22 protein-coding genes are annotated in these 16,073 nt (G+C 61.6%); 9 read left to right on the top strand and 13 right to left on the bottom strand.

Going from position 1 to position 16,073, the window contains the following annotated elements; all coding sequences use genetic code 11:
* Window positions 1-5 precede the first annotated feature (5 nt).
* Complete coding sequence (locus tag EKO19_RS11260; RefSeq protein ID WP_129776515.1) at window positions 6-758, bottom strand: DUF899 domain-containing protein; 753 nt, start codon at window positions 756-758, stop codon at window positions 6-8.
* Between the two features lie 48 nt (window positions 759-806).
* Between EKO19_RS11260 and EKO19_RS11255 the strand changes: the two genes are divergently transcribed.
* Window positions 807-1,433, top strand: a complete 627-nt coding sequence (locus EKO19_RS11255; RefSeq protein ID WP_217705259.1) for a DUF488 domain-containing protein — start codon at window positions 807-809, stop codon at window positions 1,431-1,433.
* Between the two features lie 102 nt (window positions 1,434-1,535).
* Here the strand turns inward: EKO19_RS11255 and EKO19_RS11250 are convergent, their stop codons facing one another.
* From EKO19_RS11250 to minC, 6 genes are all read right to left on the bottom strand, one after another.
* Window positions 1,536-2,798, bottom strand: a complete 1,263-nt coding sequence (locus EKO19_RS11250) for an RNA polymerase sigma factor (RefSeq protein WP_129776514.1) — start codon at window positions 2,796-2,798, stop codon at window positions 1,536-1,538.
* A gap of 7 nt (window positions 2,799-2,805) precedes the next feature.
* Window positions 2,806-3,180 (bottom strand): YciI family protein, encoded by a 375-nt coding sequence (locus EKO19_RS11245; RefSeq protein ID WP_129776513.1) that lies wholly within the window; start codon window positions 3,178-3,180, stop codon window positions 2,806-2,808.
* Between the two features lie 84 nt (window positions 3,181-3,264).
* Complete coding sequence (locus EKO19_RS11240; RefSeq protein WP_129776512.1) at window positions 3,265-3,522, bottom strand: hypothetical protein; 258 nt, start codon at window positions 3,520-3,522, stop codon at window positions 3,265-3,267.
* A gap of 143 nt (window positions 3,523-3,665) precedes the next feature.
* Window positions 3,666-3,923 carry a cell division topological specificity factor MinE gene (minE, locus tag EKO19_RS11235; RefSeq protein WP_129776511.1) on the bottom strand — a complete coding sequence of 86 codons (258 nt, stop codon included), beginning with the start codon at window positions 3,921-3,923 and terminating at the stop codon, window positions 3,666-3,668.
* Between the two features lie 2 nt (window positions 3,924-3,925).
* Entirely contained in the window at window positions 3,926-4,738 is an 813-nt protein-coding gene (gene minD / locus EKO19_RS11230) for a septum site-determining protein MinD (RefSeq protein WP_129776510.1), read from the bottom strand.
* An 80-nt stretch (window positions 4,739-4,818) separates the two neighbouring features.
* Window positions 4,819-5,568 carry a septum site-determining protein MinC gene (gene minC, locus EKO19_RS11225; protein WP_129776509.1) on the bottom strand — a complete coding sequence of 250 codons (750 nt, stop codon included), beginning with the start codon at window positions 5,566-5,568 and terminating at the stop codon, window positions 4,819-4,821.
* Between the two features lie 222 nt (window positions 5,569-5,790).
* Between minC and EKO19_RS11220 the strand changes: the two genes are divergently transcribed.
* The 7 genes from EKO19_RS11220 (at window position 5,791) to EKO19_RS11190 (ending at window position 9,864) form a co-directional block, all read left to right on the top strand.
* Window positions 5,791-6,591 carry an adenine nucleotide alpha hydrolase family protein gene (locus EKO19_RS11220; protein ID WP_157995222.1) on the top strand — a complete coding sequence of 267 codons (801 nt, stop codon included), beginning with the start codon at window positions 5,791-5,793 and terminating at the stop codon, window positions 6,589-6,591.
* A gap of 82 nt (window positions 6,592-6,673) precedes the next feature.
* Entirely contained in the window at window positions 6,674-7,498 is an 825-nt protein-coding gene (locus EKO19_RS11215) for an isocitrate lyase/PEP mutase family protein (protein ID WP_129776507.1), read from the top strand.
* A gap of 8 nt (window positions 7,499-7,506) precedes the next feature.
* A complete protein-coding gene (locus EKO19_RS11210) occupies window positions 7,507-7,812 on the top strand; it encodes a hypothetical protein (protein ID WP_129776506.1) in 306 nt (101 codons plus the stop codon).
* Window positions 7,809-8,303: a DUF1579 domain-containing protein gene (locus EKO19_RS11205; RefSeq protein ID WP_129776505.1), complete on the top strand. Its 495-nt coding sequence runs from the start codon at window positions 7,809-7,811 to the stop codon at window positions 8,301-8,303. The genes EKO19_RS11210 and EKO19_RS11205 overlap by 4 nt, the downstream gene beginning before the upstream one ends.
* 201 nt (window positions 8,304-8,504) lie before the next feature.
* Window positions 8,505-8,741, top strand: a complete 237-nt coding sequence (locus EKO19_RS39820) for a DUF6429 family protein (protein WP_129777357.1) — start codon at window positions 8,505-8,507, stop codon at window positions 8,739-8,741.
* Between the two features lie 37 nt (window positions 8,742-8,778).
* Window positions 8,779-9,165 carry a cold shock domain-containing protein gene (locus tag EKO19_RS39815; protein ID WP_129776504.1) on the top strand — a complete coding sequence of 129 codons (387 nt, stop codon included), beginning with the start codon at window positions 8,779-8,781 and terminating at the stop codon, window positions 9,163-9,165.
* Window positions 9,166-9,282: 117 nt separating this feature from the next.
* A complete protein-coding gene (locus EKO19_RS11190; protein WP_129776503.1) occupies window positions 9,283-9,864 on the top strand; it encodes a hypothetical protein in 582 nt (193 codons plus the stop codon).
* A gap of 66 nt (window positions 9,865-9,930) precedes the next feature.
* Here EKO19_RS11190 and EKO19_RS11185 read toward each other — a convergent pair whose 3' ends face one another.
* The 4 genes from EKO19_RS11185 to EKO19_RS11170 form a co-directional block, all read right to left on the bottom strand.
* Window positions 9,931-10,509, bottom strand: a complete 579-nt coding sequence (locus EKO19_RS11185) for a bactofilin family protein (protein ID WP_129776502.1) — start codon at window positions 10,507-10,509, stop codon at window positions 9,931-9,933.
* A 63-nt stretch (window positions 10,510-10,572) separates the two neighbouring features.
* A complete protein-coding gene (locus EKO19_RS11180) occupies window positions 10,573-10,950 on the bottom strand; it encodes a bactofilin family protein (protein WP_157995221.1) in 378 nt (125 codons plus the stop codon).
* A 213-nt stretch (window positions 10,951-11,163) separates the two neighbouring features.
* Window positions 11,164-11,631 (bottom strand): hypothetical protein, encoded by a 468-nt coding sequence (locus tag EKO19_RS11175; protein ID WP_129776500.1) that lies wholly within the window; start codon window positions 11,629-11,631, stop codon window positions 11,164-11,166.
* A gap of 28 nt (window positions 11,632-11,659) precedes the next feature.
* A complete protein-coding gene (locus EKO19_RS11170) occupies window positions 11,660-12,022 on the bottom strand; it encodes a helix-turn-helix transcriptional regulator (RefSeq protein WP_281281051.1) in 363 nt (120 codons plus the stop codon).
* A 395-nt stretch (window positions 12,023-12,417) separates the two neighbouring features.
* Between EKO19_RS11170 and EKO19_RS11165 the strand changes: the two genes are divergently transcribed.
* Window positions 12,418-12,837 carry a DUF6524 family protein gene (locus EKO19_RS11165; RefSeq protein WP_129776498.1) on the top strand — a complete coding sequence of 140 codons (420 nt, stop codon included), beginning with the start codon at window positions 12,418-12,420 and terminating at the stop codon, window positions 12,835-12,837.
* Window positions 12,838-12,851: 14 nt separating this feature from the next.
* Here EKO19_RS11165 and EKO19_RS11160 read toward each other — a convergent pair whose 3' ends face one another.
* Both EKO19_RS11160 and EKO19_RS11155 read right to left on the bottom strand, forming a co-directional pair.
* The gene (locus tag EKO19_RS11160; RefSeq protein ID WP_129776497.1) at window positions 12,852-14,948 is read right to left on the bottom strand and encodes a TonB-dependent receptor; all 2,097 of its coding nucleotides are present in this window, start codon (window positions 14,946-14,948) and stop codon (window positions 12,852-12,854) included.
* Between the two features lie 35 nt (window positions 14,949-14,983).
* Window positions 14,984-16,072 (bottom strand): DUF917 domain-containing protein, encoded by a 1,089-nt coding sequence (locus EKO19_RS11155; RefSeq protein WP_129776496.1) that lies wholly within the window; start codon window positions 16,070-16,072, stop codon window positions 14,984-14,986.
* Window position 16,073 lies beyond the last annotated feature (1 nt).

Raw genomic sequence — 16,073 nt, 5'->3', positions numbered from 1 at the left:
GCACATCAGGCGGTCTCCTCGTCAGGCAGTTGGCGACTCGATTCGTCGGCGTCGACGCCATAGCGATCGTGATGACGAACCCAGGCCATTGGAAACTCGAACCTGGCCTCGTCGCGCCCCTTGGGGGCGATGTCCAGGAAGTTGTACGTGTTGGCCAGCATCTCAACGCCTCGGGCGTAGCTGGAATACGTATGAAAGACATCGCCGGCGGCGTCCTTGTAGAACACGCTGATACCGTGAGTTTCCTCGGCCGGATACTCGAGCAGGTCGTAGTTGTACCAGGCCGTGTTGTTGGAAATGTCCTGCGGCTTCTGCGAGGCCTGGAAGTCGTAATTGAATTCACTGCCGTAGGAAGACACCCAATCGAACTGCCAGCCCATGCGTCGCTTGAACGGCGCGATCAGCGAGTACGGCGCGCGCGACACGGCCATCACTTTCACGTCACGCTGGTTCAAATGCACCAACGCGCCATCGATGTGATCGGACAGGAACGAACAGCTCGGGCAGCCCTGCGGCCACGACGGGCCGAACATGAAATGGTACGTCATGAGCTGACTGCAGCCGTCGAACAGATCGACCAGCGTCCGGCGGCCCTGCGGGCCTTCGAACACATACGGCTTTTCGATGCGAACCCAGGGCAGCCGGCGCCGCTCGGCGCTCAGCTCGTCTCGCAGGCGGGTGAGTTCCTTCTCTTTTTGCAGCAACCGCTTACGGGATTCCAGCCACTCTTCCCGGGATACGATTGGGTTATTCTTCATCGCATGCCTCCGCCGCCGTGGGTTGATGTTCCCAGGACGAACGGCGGGGTGCGAACCCGACAGCGTCGTCGTTATTTTTCCCGGCTCATGATCTACACCGTCGGTCATTCCAATCATCCGATCGGGCACTTCCTGGAACTGCTGCAAGGCCGGGGCGTCACCCTGCTCGCCGATGTGCGCTCGACGCCCTACAGCCGTTTCAATCCCCAATTCCGTCGTGACGCACTGACGGCGGCGCTCGCCGCCTCCGGGATCTCGTATCTCTTTCTCGGTGAGGAACTGGGCGCCCGAAGCAAGGATCCGTCGTGTTACGACGCTGGACGGGTGAGCTATGGGAAGCTCGCGGCCACCGAGCTTTTCCGACAGGGCATCGACCGCCTGCTGGCGGCGGCGAAGACGCACACGGTCGCCATCATGTGCGCGGAGAAAGATCCGCTCGACTGTCACCGCACCATCCTGGTCGCGCGAGAGCTGGTGAAGCGAGGCGAGCCGGTTGCGCACATTCTGGCAAGCGGCGAGGTCGAGTCGCATGAGCAGGTCATGGAACATTTGCGCGAGCGGCTGAAGATCGAGGCCGCGGACCTGTTCAGTGACGATGTGAACGAGCAAGCCTACGAGCTGCGCGGCCAGCAGATCGCTTACGTCGATCCGAAAGCTGGGCGGGCGTCGAAGTAGCCGCGCGGTAGCAGCGATCGCCACAATCCAGCGATACGATATTGTTCAGCCGCCCCTTCTGGTCCGAGCCGGGCGAAGGAGGCATATTTTTTATGTTGCTGGCTAGTGCGCCTGCCGCTTCTTCCCTTCCGCGGCCAACTTATCCAAGTGCGTCCGAATATGGGCTGCCTCCGCCGCCGTATTCGCCAGCGAAATCGCCTTGTCGAACGCCACGCGCGCCTCATCGTTCCGGTTGAGCTGCATCAACAACCCACCGCGCAGTCCGTGGAAATGGAAGTAACTCGATAGCGCCGACTCGAGCGGCTCGATCATCGCCAGCGCCGCCTCCGGTCCGTCGCACTTCATCACCGCCACCGCTCGATTCAACGTCACCACCGGCGACGGCTGAATCGTTTCGAGCAGCGCGTACAGCCGATCGATCTCGTTCCAGTTGGTATCTGCCGCGCTCGGCGCCCGGGCATGAACCGCCGCGATCGCGGCCTGAATCTGATACGGCCCCGGCTGTTGCAACCGGACCGCTTTATCGAGCAGCGCGAACGCTTCGGCGATCAGCTCACGCCGCCACAGACGACGATCCTGATCGTCCATCAACACGATGTTCTGCTCCGTATCGAGCCGTGCCGGCGCACGCGCGTGCTGTAGCAACAGCAATGCATTCAGACCGAGGATCTCGGGATTGCCCCGAAACAAACGCAGCAGCAGCCGGGACAACCGGATCGCTTCCTCGCAGAGCGGCTCACGAATGTGCAGCTCGCCGCCACTCGCCGAATACCCTTCGTTGAACAACAAATAGATCATCGCGGCCACGGTGGACAACCGCTCGGCCCGCTCGACCGCGCCCGGCGTCTCGAACGGCACATCCGCTTGTGAGATGCGACGCTTCGCGCGAGTGATCCGCTGCTCCATCGCCGCTTCACCGACCAGAAACGCGCGAGCGATCTCCTGCACCGACAAGCCTGAAACGATTCGTAAGGCCAGCGCGATCTGCTGAGTCGCGGGCAAGTCCGGGTGGCAACAGACGAACAGCAGGCGAAGCACGTCGTCGCGGTAATCCTCGCTGTCGAGTCGGTCGGCCATGGCAGTCTCGGCGTCATCTGTATCGGAAAGCACTTCCTCATCGGGCAACGTCTGCTGCTTGCTGCGCTTACGTGCCTCATCGAGCGCGAAATTGCGCCCGACCAGAATCAGCCATGCCGCCGGATCGCGAGGCGGGCCGTTCACCGGCCACTTCTGCAGGGCGCGCAGACACGCCTCCTGAAACGCCTCTTCAGCGGTCTCCAGATTGCGGAAGTAGCGCAACAGCGCCGCGACCGCTTGAGGCCGCGCTCCCGTAATCGCCGCGTCGATCCAGCTCAAATCGCTCACGCGTCACTCACTTCGCCGCGGCGTTCTTCAGCGCACCCGGCGTGAAGAACTGCACCGGACGAATCTCCATGCAGCCGGGTTCGTGCACGAGCTCACGCGCGGCGGCGATGACTTCGTCGAGGGTGTCGCAATCGAACAGGTAGAAACCGAGCATTTGCTCCTTGGTCTCGGCGAACGGCCCATCGAGCACCACCATCTCGCGACCGGTGCGCACGGTCGTCGCCGTCGTCGTCGGCATGAGGCGCGCGACCGGACCGAGCTTGCCCTTGGCGGCGAACCTGGCCAGCACCCCTTGATGGTGCGCCATCACTGCGTCGTCTTTTTCCTTAGACCACGCGCCGACCACCGATTCGGAGTTGTAGCAAATGACCGCATACAGCATGAGTTGCTCCTTTGTATATCAAGGACGCAGCAGTATGACGGATTCCGACACCGCCCCGGACGGACGGTGCCGGCGCGCTGGCGATCAGTCGCAGGCAACCGCCGCGAGCACGACCGGCAACTCGTTGATCTTGGAGACGACGATACGAAAGCCGTCGTCGGCCAGCTCGGTGGGGTCGAGCTCGATCTGGATCTGGAGGTATTCGTCGCCGAGCCGTTCGCTGGCGACAGAGCGCGGGATGAGGTTACGCGCCTGGAAGAACTGCAGGACTCGGACCAGTGCGCCCGGATCCGCTTCGACTACCGCTTTGAGCCGCAGCGCCGCGGCATTGCCAACTTGCATGATTGATCGCCTCTGAATTCACCTGGATTCGCAATTCGCATCGACACCCCGGCATCCGCGGATGCCGGGCGGCGAATTTGAATCCCGATGATTCGGTGGGCGGTCATATGGGCGGCAGTGTATACCAGCCGCCCCGCTCCGGGCTATGCCTTGCCCTTCTCCGGCAGCGCCACGGTGAACTCCAGCACCTCGTGGCCGTCCTCTTTCTCGAGGTTCATCTGCACGGCGTCCGGATCGACATTGACGTACTTGCGGATGACCTCGAGCAGCTCACGCCGCAGCGTCGGCAAGTAGTCCGGACCGCCCCGCGCGGAACGTTCCTGGGCAACGATGATACGCAGCCGCTCTTTCGCCACATTCGCGGTCGGCTGGGAGCGGCGGAAGAATGCGAGCAATCCCATTCTCAACCTCCGAACATGCGGGCCAGGAAGCCCTTCTTGGGTTCTTCGAGGAACCGCAACTGCCGGGTTTCACCGAGCAGGCGGCCGACGGCGTCTTCGTACGCCCTGGACACGTCGCTTTGCTCGTTGAGGATCACCGGGGTACCGGAATTCGAGGCCGACAGCACGTCCGGCGACTCCGGAATCACACCGATCACGTCCAACCCCAGGATCTCCTTCACGTCGGTCACGCTCATCATCTCGCCGGTGGCGACACGACGCGGGCTGTAGCGGGTGAGCAGCAGATGTTCCTTCACCTTCTCCTCGCCCTTCTCGGCACGCCGCGTCTTGCTGGAGAGCAGGCCGAGAATGCGATCGGAGTCGCGCACCGAGGAAACTTCCGGATTCACGACCACGATGGCGCGGTCGGCGTAGTACATGGCGAGGTGCGCGCCCTTCTCGATACCGGCAGGCGAATCGCAAATGATGTATTCGAAACCCTCTGCGATCAGCTCGTCGAACACCTTGCGCACGCCTTCCATCGACAGCGCATCCTTGTCGCGCGTCTGCGAGGCGGCCAGTACGAACAGGGTTTCGAGGCGCTTGTCCTTGATCAACGCCTGCTTGAGCGTGCAATCGCCCTGGATGACGTTGACGAAGTCGTAAACGACACGGCGCTCGCATCCCATGATGAGGTCGAGGTTGCGCAGGCCGATATCGAAATCGATGACGGCGACGCGTTTGCCTCGGCGGGCCAGGCCGCAAGCGACACTGGCGGACGTGGTCGTCTTGCCGACGCCCCCCTTGCCGGAAGTTACAACGATGATTTCAGTCAAAGTGGGACTCTCCCCTTGAAATTAGAGTGAGGAAGCGGGTGATACGGGAAGTCGAGAGAAGGACTGGGCGGACCGGCACGTCAGCCACCAATCCGGGCGAAGCGCAGATCGTCGCCATCCAGCCAGGCCTGCACCGGCTTGCCGACCAATTCGGGCGGCAAGGTCTCGAACACCCGAAATACGCCGGCGATCGAAATCAGCTCGGCATGAAACTCCTGGCAGAACACGCGCGCGGTGACTTCGCCCCGGGCTCCCGCCACGGCGCGACCGCGCAACGTTCCATAGATGTGGACACAACCGTCGGCAATCACTTCGGCACCAGCCCCCACCGTTGCGGTGACCACCAGATCCGAGTTGCGCGCATAAACGCGCTGGCCGGAGCGGACCGGCTGATGCTGCATCAATGACGGCGGATGCAATACCGGCGCCTCGACGGGCGGCGCGGCCTTAGGCACTTCCTTTACAGGCGCCTGCACCGGCGCGGCTTTGCCCTGAACGCGAAACTGCGTGAGCACCGGAACATCGAGTGAACGAGCCAGCGCGTCGACCGCCGCCGTGCCGTGAGCCAGGCCGACCGTGAGCATGCCGGCGCGACGCACGGCATCGAACACACCACGCATCTCGCTCGTCGACGGCTCTTTTTCCAGCGCGCTCAAGTCCAGGCACACCGCGGTCCGCTCGAAAAACTGCGGTGCCGAGGCGACGCGACCGGTCAGCTCATCGAGGATGACCCCGGCGTCGGTGGTGCGAATCCGCACCTGCGCCAGACCCACCTGGCCAAAACGGATTTCAACGGCTGGTTCTTGCACAGCTTCGAGGGGTTTATTCATCGGACGGGGTTCGCACAGGCCAGGGGGACTTTGCCGAGGCGAAGTGTAACGGATGCTGCGGCCGCTGCGTGCTCCGATGCAAACTGTCGTGCGTCATCGACAGCGGTTTTTCATAGCGCGAGGGAACGATGCGCCGGCCCGGTTCGTCATTCCCTCAGTCTGAGGGGCGCCGCCCGCCTTTAGACTTTTCGACCGGCAATGATGCCCTCGACAGGTACACGCATGGCAACGCCGCTCTTGTGGACAGGAGGTTGGGATTCAACCTTCAGGCTGCTCTCACTGCTGCTCCGTGAGCAGCGCGAGGTGCAGCCCTACTACATCCTCGACAGCCTGCACTTCCGGCCCGCCGTCCCCGCCGAACGTGAAGCGATGCGCTTGATTCGTCAGGCGTTGCTGAAACACTGGCCCGAGGCGGCTGTCAGATTGGCCGACACCCTCGAATGCCAGCTGTCCGATATCGACGCCGACACCGAGACCCAGCGTTACTACGAGCGCTGCCTCGCCATCGGCTTCATCGGCGGCCAGTACGAGTGGCTGGCACGCTACTGCCGCCAGCACGACATCGAGGGCATGGAACTGTCCATTCACCGCGACGACAAGGCCCGCGAGCTGCTCGCCGATCTGATCGGCCCGACCCGCGACCAGCTCGATCCCCGTTTCGCCGGCGACTGCCGTTACGAGCTGTTCAAATCGTTCCGCTTCCCGCTGTTCGATATGACCAAGCGGCAAATGCAGGCCGAAGCGCGCAGCCACGGCTTCGACGACCTGATGAAACTCACCTGGTTCTGCCACCGCCCCCGCCGCGGCCAGCCGTGCGGAACCTGCAACCCGTGCATCTACACCATCGAGGAAGGCCTGGGTGAACGGGTGCCGCTGAGCGGACGGATGCGATATCACCTCCGCGTCATGCCCCGCGTCCGGCACTGGCTGACTCGTCATCCCGATCTGTACATGCGGGTGCGTGCTTTGTATCGCCGCTTGCGATCTTCTTCCGTCGCCCCTCCCCGAGCCTCCGCGACCTGAGAACTGCTTAAGTTCTTGACAGCGGCTGGCCAGTTTTCGGCGTACGGTGGGCTCCAGAATCTGCCCCCCTGGAGAGGACGCCATGATCGCCACTCAGAAAGACAAAGCCGCCGCGTTCCGAGCGTTACATGAACAACCTCGCGCGTTTGTCATCGCCAACGCATGGGACGCCGGCGCCGCGATGCTGTTCGCCGGCCTCGGCTTCCCTGCGATTGCCACGTCGAGCGCGGCCTTCGCCAACACATTGGGCCGACAAGACGGCAAAATCAGCCGCGACGAGGCGCTGTCTCATGCGCGATCGCTGGTCGATGCGGTGACTGTGCCGGTGTCGGCGGATCTGGAGAACGGCTTCGGACACGCACCGAGCTACGTCGCTGAAACAATCCGCCTCGCCGCGCAGACGGGACTGGCCGGCGGCTCGATCGAAGATCACACCGGCGACGCGTCGAAGCCGATTTATGACTTCGAGGAGGCGGTCGAGCGAGTGACCGCGGCGGTGGAGGCCGTCGAGTCGCTCGGCACACCGTTCATACTGACGGCTCGTTGCGAAAACTTTCTGCACGGCCATCCGGATCTCGATGACACGATCCGACGGCTGCAGGCCTTTGAGAAGGCGGGCGCGGATGTGTTGTTTGCTCCGGGGTTGCCGGATCTGAAGGCAGTGCGGACGGTGTGCTCTTCGTTGTCCAAACCGGTGAACTTCATGGTCGGAATTCCGGGCCGGTCGTTCAGCGTGCCGGAACTGCAGGAAGCGGGAGTGCGGCGGATCAGTCTGGCGACGTCGTTACATCGGGCGGCGATGAGTGGGGCTTATAACGCCGCGCGTGAGATTCTTGATCAAGGGACGTTTGAGTTTTTGAATGGTTTGGTGAGCCCGAGAGCATTGGGAAAGCACTTGCGTGGATAAGAATCAGAATGCCTAGGAAACGAAGCCCTGTCGGGATCGCGGTTGGGAAACTCATCCTCGCTGTACAGAAAGAATGCGAAGAAATTGCCGCGGAACCTGACGCGGCTCTCTCGCGCAAAGTCATGAACCGCGCCCAGACGCTACTTCGCGCAGCGCAGACCGCCTCCGTCTCGGACCTCCTCGACGGAAGATCTGTTGCCGAGTATCTCGATCCGGTCTGGGTCGACATGCATCCCTCGGTCAAGCCCAGCATCGCGGCGCTCGTCGCTGCGATGAGTGAGCATGAGACTCCTCAAGGAACTCCTTTGCCATGACTCTTCCCCTTCACGCCGCCGCCCCCACGGATTTCGACTTCATCATCGGCGACTGGACGGTCCAACACAGACGTCTGAACGAGCGCCTGGCTGGCTGCACCTCGTGGACGGAATTCTCAGGCCGCTCATCCACTCGCAAGACCCTGGGCGGATTCGGCAACGTCGAAGACAACATCCTGCACTTCCCGGAAGAGACATTCCGCGCCATCGCAGTCCGCTCTTACTGTGCCAAGAGCGGCACTTGGTCCATCTGGTGGCTGGATGGCCGCCATCCGACCCAACTCGACCCGCCGGTGGTAGGTAAGTTCGAAGGAAATACCGGATTGTTCCATGCCGACGACGTTTTCAATGGCAAGCCCATCAAGATCCGCTTCATCTGGTCCTGGGCGCCGCATGAAAATCCTCGATGGGAACAGGCCTTCTCACCCGACAACGGCGCAACTTGGGAAACCAACTGGACCATGCAGTTCACGCCGGCCAGCGCCGCCTGACGGCGCACGTCCTGCGAGAATTCGCAGAGGAGGCGGGCCGTGCCACGACGTGAAAAAGAACTGCTGGCGCGGGACGCGAAGCGAAATGTTGGCGAGGAACTGCTGCAAGCCATCCGAGACGTAAAGACTGGGCATCACGGATCGCCACGATTCCGACTCGACGTTGACGTTAAGGCACCATCCTCGGTGCGGAGAAACAGCATGGATTACGACTACGATCGAATCGATGAGGCAGTCCTGGCGCTCGCGTACCTGACTCTGCACGACGGGGCTCGTGTCTGGAAATCTTTCGATTGGGACGCCATGGGCAGACTCCATGAGAAGGGATACATTTCCGATCCTGTGAACAAAGCCAAGTCGGTCGCTCTTACAGAGCAGGGACTTAAAGAGGCAGAACGACTCTGCCGAGAACTCTTCTGTAGAAGGGACCCCGAATGATTGGCGCGTAAGCAAGTCGCCGTTATCGCCAAGAAGAATGAGAACCCACGGGACGCTGATCAAGTGGAACGACGACAGGGGATTTGGATTCGTGTCTCTGCCTCAGAGTCGCGAAGAGATTTTCGTTCACATCTCCGCATTTCCGAAGGACGGCGTCCGCCCTCGCATCGGAGAGATTGTTTCCTTTGAAGTGCACACGGCACCCGATAGGCGCAAACGCGCCGAGGCCGTAAAGCGCCCGAATTCTCGCAGGGCACCTAGAGATCACGGAGTACCCGCACGTGGCAGACGAGGCAGTTCGATAAGGACGCCGCTTACGGGCGCCGCGGTTCTTGCGCTCAGCATTGTAGGCCAATTCTGCTGCTGGAAGTCTTATCCTCCCGACCCGCATTGGAATTCGGCCGAACGCACCTGGCTCCGATGATCGAAGGCATCTTCTTCAATTTTTCAGGCTTCATGATCTGCTACGTTGTGGTGTGCTTCCTGCTCTTCGTTGCGATCATGAGCTCACAATCCGAGCAGCGGCACTAAGCAGAGCTTCATGATCAAATTGTTCGTTCTCGTCGCGGCAGCGGCAACAGTAGTGATCATCTTGCTGTTCCGGGGAAAAATCTCTGGACTGATGTCCCGCGAGCCCCCACCCAAGGGCGTCGCATTCGTGCCTGACCCGAACAGCGACAAGCGTATCGTGGCCAGCGGCTGGACGAACGACGAGTTGACACGAATTCTACGGGACTTCGCGAAGCTCTATACGCTGGATGACTCGTTCGCTTCGTGGGTCAAAACGGGGGATTCGAAGGCGGTGGTCATCTCGTTCCCCAACGACATTCCACCAGACCTGTTCTTCTTCCTGGTGAACTATCTCAACTACCCAAACGCCTACGAATTATCCAACCGACACCTTGCCATTGCCGGCAAAGCCACGTTGACTGCAGCTTTCGATGTGCCGCAACCCTTCCTCGTCGGCAGATCCGCGAAAGTGTACGTTCCGGAGGGCGATAAAGAGTTTGATCTGGTGTATGTCACTTTGCCGTCGGGTGAAAGCTACAAAATATCGTTCACCGACCATCAGTGGAGACGAGTTCCGGAATCGCTGATGCCGGAAGCAGTGCGGGACCTCTGAAACACGACCCCGGCGGCGCCTGAGCCACCGAGGCATCTCCTTAGAAAGCGTTTCGCGCCGAGACGGTCACTTGCTACCGAGCACCTTCTCCGTCTCCTCCGCCGACAGCGGCTGCCCCGGAGTAATGGTCGGACTCTCCACTCTCTTCTTGGCAGACGGCGACACCGACTGGCCGGCACCGGCCCCACTCATATCAATGCGACCATTGAACACCGCCCCATCCACCAATCCAACGCGGGGCGCGAAGATGTTGCCGGTGACCCGGCCAGTCTCGTGCACCGTCACCGACTCGCTGCCATGCAGGTCGCCTTCAACACTGCCGTCGATCACAACGACGCGAGCGTGAATGTTTCCAACCACGGCGCCGTCCGTACCGATCGTGACGCTCTGAGTGTGATTGATCGAGCCTTCGATCCGGCCCTGCAGGATGAAGTCTTCTTCGGCGCTCAGCTCACCCTTGAAGCGCAGCGTCGGGCCGAGCACGGCGATTTTGCGTTCCGGCGAAGCAGATTCCTTCGACGGCGCCTCCGCGCTGGGTGAAGGGGGCTGAGACGATTGAGATACAGGCATCGACGACAACGACGGTACACGCACAGTGTCACCGCCGGAATCCTGTCGTTGTTGATCGAATCCGAAACTGCGCATACGAGGCCTCCAGAAAGTTTGCTTGAAGATGGGAAGGTTCCTGAAACAACTCCGTGTTGCGGGTTACGTCCCCGTCTTACCTCGCGCTTGCGCGGACTTTTTCGTATCCATGTCGACGGCACCGTTGAACTTCGAGCCTTCCACCAGACACACCGACGGCGCGTGAATATTGCCGCGCAGGTTGCCGGAATCTTCCACGTACACCGAGCGCTCGGCGTGCAGGTCGCCTTCGACCGTGCCTTCGACTTTGATCACCTGGGCGCTGATGCTGGCTTTGACCCTGCCTTCCTTGCCCACGGTGACGCGTTGAGTATGTTTGATGGTGCCTTCGATCTGACCCTGGATCAGCAAGTCCTCGTCGGCCGAGAGCTCGCCCTTGAAACGCAACGTCGGCGGCAGGATGGACATCCGCTCGCCGGCGGTATCGTACGGATTGCTCATTGTTGGCTCCTGGGGTTGCGAACTGCCGCACACTGTAGGCATGCGCGCACATTCCTCCCCGAGAGTTGCTTCACAAAATGAACAGCACGACTCGTGTCGCTGGCGATATCACAGAACCGTCACCTTCCCAGAATTGTCACAATGTGCCTGCGACGAGGGCGATCCCTGAATCGATTCCGCAACTGTCAAACGCATACGCACCGATCCGGAGCGTCAGTGCTGCATCTTCCTCAACAGATCGTGCAGCCGCCCCTGGAGCATTCGCGCCATCGATTCGTAATAACGTTGCGATTTCTCGGCACAGTGCTTGCGGCGGGCAGGACGTTTCTTTTGGGTCGAGCCGCGGCGCCGGCTTCGCAGCGCCTGGACGATTTCCATGCCGGTTTCCAATGAATCGTCGTCGCCGAGAATGCTGGCGATCAGCAAGACGCCGTTCTGAGCGAACGCCAGCGACGGCTGGGTATCGAGACGGCCGCGGGCGTAGCGTTTGGAAAGTTTGAAATACCACCCCGGTCTGAGCATCCATAACTTGCGACCGATGCGCTTGTAAAAGGCCGTCAGGCCGAGGCCGAACAGAGTCGCGAGATCGGCATCCCTGATCGCCTTGCGGCCCTCCACCGTGATCACGACGGAGGCGATGGTGGTCGCGTCGACGCGCCTGATCTTGCTTGAGCGCGTCATGCGGCCACCCCGCCGCGGCCGCCGGCTGCTAACGTGAGTTGCTGGACTCGAGCACGTCGATGATACGAATGACGAAGCGTTGCTGGGTCTTGGTGAGCCCTTGCAAGCGCTCGGCGTGACGCATCGCCCGGGGCGACAGGCGCCCCTTCGGCATGCGCGCGGACTTGGTGAGGCCGATCATTTCTTCCACCGGCACCGCGAACACCTTGGCAATCTTGGCGAGGATCAGCACCGATACGCGACGCTCGCCGAGCTCGTACGCGAACACTGCCTGCTGTGACACGCCGATGGCGCGTGCCAGTTCCGCCTGGGTCATGCCCCGCGATTTTCGCGTCATCGCAATGTGCGAACCGAGCGACCTGAAGTATGCGCGGCTTTCGTGCTTGATCACTATCCCGTGCTTCCATTGTTGTTTCCATGAAAAAATACAAATCCTTGTTTGGGATTAAAATAAGAAACATTGTTCCGTGAGAACCAGCGCTTCGCGCTTCGTGATGTTTGGAAACAAAATTCGTCGCGTGTTTCCCTGCAGCCCGGCCGCAATCGCTGTTTCGCAGATTGCCATCACTCGAAGTGGCGTTGTTTCGTCAAAAGTTGGGAAATGCGCAAATCGCTTCTTTCGCTACGGCGCACGAATTCTCACGAAGCGGTGTACGCGGGCGCGATCGCGTATGACACGCCGTGGAAAGGCGCGAGGGGGAGCCGCCGAGGGGTATTTCCGCGCTGCTTCACACGGCAGCCCGGCTCGCCGATACTTCGGTCCTTCGCGGCGAGGGGACGACAAACGTGAACGATTTGAGCTTCAGCGGGTTTCTGGTCCGGGTGGTGCTGTCGCTGATACTCGTGCTGCTGACCTTCAACCCCAGCGGCTATTCGTATGTGCACATGGTGGCTGACGGTTTTCCGAGCATGACGCCGGTCGAGGCGGTGCTGGGCCTGCTGTTGCTGATCGGCTGGATCGTGTTTCTGGGCGCCACCCTGCGCTCCATCGGCTTCCTCGGGATGGTGCTGGCCCTGGCGCTGTGCGCCGCACTGATCTGGATGATTGCGTCCTGGGGCTGGGTCAGCCTGCAGAACACCAATGCCCTGATCTGGGTCGGCCTGGTGGTGTTGGCGCTGATCATGGCCATCGGCATGGCCTGGGCTCATCTCTACCGTCGCTGGACCGGCCAGACGACGGTGGATGAGGTCAACGAAGGCCCTTAGCGGAAGACCGGGCGCTAGAACCGGTACTTCAAGTCGATGCCGTAGGTGTCGGGCGAGGACGGCGAGCCCAGGTCGACGCCGGGTGCGCCGAATTCCACGGCGTTGAAGTCCTGCCAATAGAACTCATCGAGCACGTTGCGGCCCCAGGCGGTCGCGGTCCAGCGCTCGTTGCCGATCGACACCCGCAGATCGAGCATGTTCACCGGATCGCGGATATCGACGTTGTCCGGGTGCCAGTACTTCTTGCCCCAACGCCCATAGTCGACGCGAATCGTGCCGGTCAGCGAGCCGAGCGGAATCTCCAGCTGGCTGCCGAGGGAGAACGTCGACTTCTGGGTCTTCGGCGTGCGATTGCCGCGTTCCACCGGCACCGTCAGGCTCGGGTCGATGGCCTTGATGTCCGTATCGAGCAAACCGACCGCGCCGAGCAGCGTCCAATAGCGCGTCGCCTGCACCTGCCACTCCAACTCGGCCCCGGTGAATTCGACCTTGTCCAGATTGTCGATGACCTGAGCGCCGCCCTGGTTGAAGTCCAGATAAAAGAATTGATAGTCCTCGCTGCGCGAGCGGAACACCGAGGCGTTCAGGCGCAGACGCGAATCCCACCAGGTCGACTTGTAACCGACTTCGTAGTTCTGCAGCGTCTCGGCATCGAACGGCCGGCCGCCGACGCCGTTGAAGCCACCCGAGCGGAACCCCGTGCCATAGGTCGCGTAGACCAGTTGATCCTTGGTGAGCTTGTGATCGACCACGACTCGGGGTTGAACGTCGCTGAACGACTTGCTGCGCGTCGGCCGGGTCGGGTCGCTGGCATTGGTCTGCTCGCGCTCGTCGCGGTCGTAGCGCAATGAAACACCCAAGGTGGTGCGATCCGTGATGTCGTAATCGACCTGGGCGAACGCCGAGTAGGCGTCGTTGTCGTTCTCCTCGGCGTTGGAGATCAACGGAATGCCCGGGAGGTTCGGGATCAGCAGGTGCGCGATCGTATCCAGGTCGCGCTGGGTCGAGAGATAGAAGCCACCGACGATCCAGCGCAGCCGCCGATCGTCGGGCGATGCCAGGCGCACCTCCTGGCTCAGCAAAGTCACATCCAGCAGCTGTCGCTGATCCGCCTGCGGACCGAGGCCAAAGATGCCGTTGGGACAATCGACCGGATTGCAGAAATCCAGATCGCCATAGTAGGTCTCGGTCAGATCGGTATAGCCGGTGATGGCCGTGAGCGTGCCGACATCGGTGCGCCAATCGATCTTGACGGTCGCGTCGCTGATCTCGCGCTCGCTGTTACCCAGGATATTGGAGCGAGGCAGGACTTTCCGATTCGCGTTGCCAGTCAGCGCCGGGTCCATGGAGGCATCCATCACGGCGCCGCCGTCGATGTTGGAGTACGAGCCGCGCACATCGATGGTCAGCGCATCCGTCGCGAGAATCATGAAGCGGGCGCGGACATCCTTCGACTCGTAGAAGTCGACCTTTTCGTGCAGGAACACGTTCTCGATCGTGCCGTCGCTGTCCTTGTACGCGCCGGACAGACGGAACAGCAGCTTGTCTTCGACGATCGGCCCCGACACGGCCCCGCTCGCGCTGCGCAGATTGCCCGAACCGGCGCCGAGTTGCGCCCAGCCGTCGAAGTCATTGGTCGGCTCGCGCGTCACGATGTTGATCGCGCCGCCGATGGCGTTGCGACCATACAGCGCGCCCTGCGGACCTTTGAGCACCTCGATGCGCTCGACATCGAACAGCTCCATGCGCAATTGCTTTTGACTGTTCTGCGGTACCCCGTCGACGACGATGGCCACCGGCGAGTCGGCATTGTTGATCTGCGCCACGCCGCGAACCGAGACAAAGCTGTTACCGACGGTGAATGACTCGTCGTACGTGACATTCGGCGTCATCGGCAGAATGTCTCGCGTACTACCGACGCCGCGAGCTTCGATTTCCGCAGCGGTGAATGCAGTGACTGCGACGGGCACGTCCTGAAGACGTTCGGCGCGACGCTGCGCCGTGACCGTCACCTCTTCCAACATCACATCGTCGTTCGTGCTCTGGGCCGCGACCAGGGACGGACCGAGCAAGAGGGCCGCCAGAGCCGCGAGTGACTGTTGCTGTTTCATGATGGACTCCCCAAGTTTTGTTATTCGAGATGAGCTCACGGCGCCGCTTCGATGGGCACGAACGGCTCATCGAATCCAAACGCGCGCGGCCCCCAGACTTCCAGCGCTCGGGCGCTGCGCATGATGGGCGGCACGCTCGCTCCGACCACCTTTACCCGCTGACCGTATTTCAGGTTCTCGGTGGTGATGGGCTCGGCCGTCTCCCGATCCAGGATCGAAATCAGATCCGGGACGATGGCGACGGTGCGTCCATCGGCGCGCGCGCGCAGGAATTCGTTACGGAAAGTCACTTCGAGACGCCGCTGGCCGCTGAAATCTTCGATGACGGCGTGGCCGATCGCCCAGCCTCGCAAGGTCTCGCGCTTCAGATCGACGATCTTGCCGTCGAACAACAGGCGACAGTGACGGTAGTACTCGGTCGTCCGCAGGTGCGCGAACAAGCTCTCGAACGGCTCGCGCTGTTCCTTGCGCGCCTGACCGATCGCGCGACCGATGCCCAGTGCCAGACTCAACGTATCGCGAATGGCGCACTCTTTTACGGCGCGTCCGCTCATCGGGTAAATCGCCATCATGCACAACCCGCCCATGGGCACGACGATGGGCCGCGCCAGTCGCTCCACGCGCAGGTTGTCATCGGATTCGATCAGCACGACGTCGCCGTTCTCATCGGTCATCGCCAGCGGCGCGCTGCGCTGTCCGAAGATGTTGAAGCTCACCATCTGCAGCTCAGGGAACGCGCGACCCATGCCGTCGGCGTCGACGACCGGCAAGCCGAGATGCGCGGCCATCGCCACTGGATACAGCGCATTGAGGCCACCGATCTCGGCACTCATGATGGCAGTCGCCTTGCGACCGAGCCGGTTCTCCAACGCGCGCAGCACGCGCTCGCCTTCCGAGAAGCCAAGAATCTTCTCGACGATGACAGTCGGCGCGCCCATGCCGGCGATGGGAATCACCAGCGCGTCGTCATCCAGCTCATCGACCTTGAGCACGGGCGTCGGTGGAGATTTCTTCAGCGCCTGTTCGAGCAGCAAACGACCGATGTAGGGATCGCCGCCGCCGCCAGTGCCGAGGAAGGCCGCGCCGCGAGCGAAATCGTGGGTATCAGACAGCCCGATGCGCATG

The sequence above is a fragment of the Peristeroidobacter soli genome (assembly GCF_004138485.1).
In the GTDB taxonomy this organism is placed as follows: domain Bacteria; phylum Pseudomonadota; class Gammaproteobacteria; order Steroidobacterales; family Steroidobacteraceae; genus Steroidobacter; species Steroidobacter soli.
This window is presented reverse-complemented; position numbering and strand designations above follow the sequence as displayed.

Coding starts and splice junctions, on each gene's coding strand:
- EKO19_RS11210 (WP_129776506.1), top strand. CDS start 7,507: ATGCCTAGGAAACGAAGCCCTGTCGGGATCGCGGTTGGGAAACTCATC.
- EKO19_RS11175 (WP_129776500.1), bottom strand. CDS start 11,631: ATGACGCGCTCAAGCAAGATCAGGCGCGTCGACGCGACCACCATCGCC.
- minE (WP_129776511.1), bottom strand. CDS start 3,923: ATGGGATTGCTCGCATTCTTCCGCCGCTCCCAGCCGACCGCGAATGTG.
- EKO19_RS11215 (WP_129776507.1), top strand. CDS start 6,674: ATGATCGCCACTCAGAAAGACAAAGCCGCCGCGTTCCGAGCGTTACAT.
- EKO19_RS11190 (WP_129776503.1), top strand. CDS start 9,283: ATGATCAAATTGTTCGTTCTCGTCGCGGCAGCGGCAACAGTAGTGATC.
- EKO19_RS39815 (WP_129776504.1), top strand. CDS start 8,779: ATGAGAACCCACGGGACGCTGATCAAGTGGAACGACGACAGGGGATTT.
- EKO19_RS11220 (WP_157995222.1), top strand. CDS start 5,791: ATGGCAACGCCGCTCTTGTGGACAGGAGGTTGGGATTCAACCTTCAGG.
- EKO19_RS11180 (WP_157995221.1), bottom strand. CDS start 10,950: ATGAGCAATCCGTACGATACCGCCGGCGAGCGGATGTCCATCCTGCCG.
- EKO19_RS11245 (WP_129776513.1), bottom strand. CDS start 3,180: ATGCTGTATGCGGTCATTTGCTACAACTCCGAATCGGTGGTCGGCGCG.
- EKO19_RS11260 (WP_129776515.1), bottom strand. CDS start 758: ATGAAGAATAACCCAATCGTATCCCGGGAAGAGTGGCTGGAATCCCGT.
- EKO19_RS11185 (WP_129776502.1), bottom strand. CDS start 10,509: ATGCGCAGTTTCGGATTCGATCAACAACGACAGGATTCCGGCGGTGAC.
- EKO19_RS11155 (WP_129776496.1), bottom strand. CDS start 16,072: ATGCGCATCGGGCTGTCTGATACCCACGATTTCGCTCGCGGCGCGGCC.
- minC (WP_129776509.1), bottom strand. CDS start 5,568: ATGAATAAACCCCTCGAAGCTGTGCAAGAACCAGCCGTTGAAATCCGT.
- EKO19_RS11205 (WP_129776505.1), top strand. CDS start 7,809: ATGACTCTTCCCCTTCACGCCGCCGCCCCCACGGATTTCGACTTCATC.
- EKO19_RS39820 (WP_129777357.1), top strand. CDS start 8,505: ATGGATTACGACTACGATCGAATCGATGAGGCAGTCCTGGCGCTCGCG.
- EKO19_RS11160 (WP_129776497.1), bottom strand. CDS start 14,948: ATGAAACAGCAACAGTCACTCGCGGCTCTGGCGGCCCTCTTGCTCGGT.
- EKO19_RS11240 (WP_129776512.1), bottom strand. CDS start 3,522: ATGCAAGTTGGCAATGCCGCGGCGCTGCGGCTCAAAGCGGTAGTCGAA.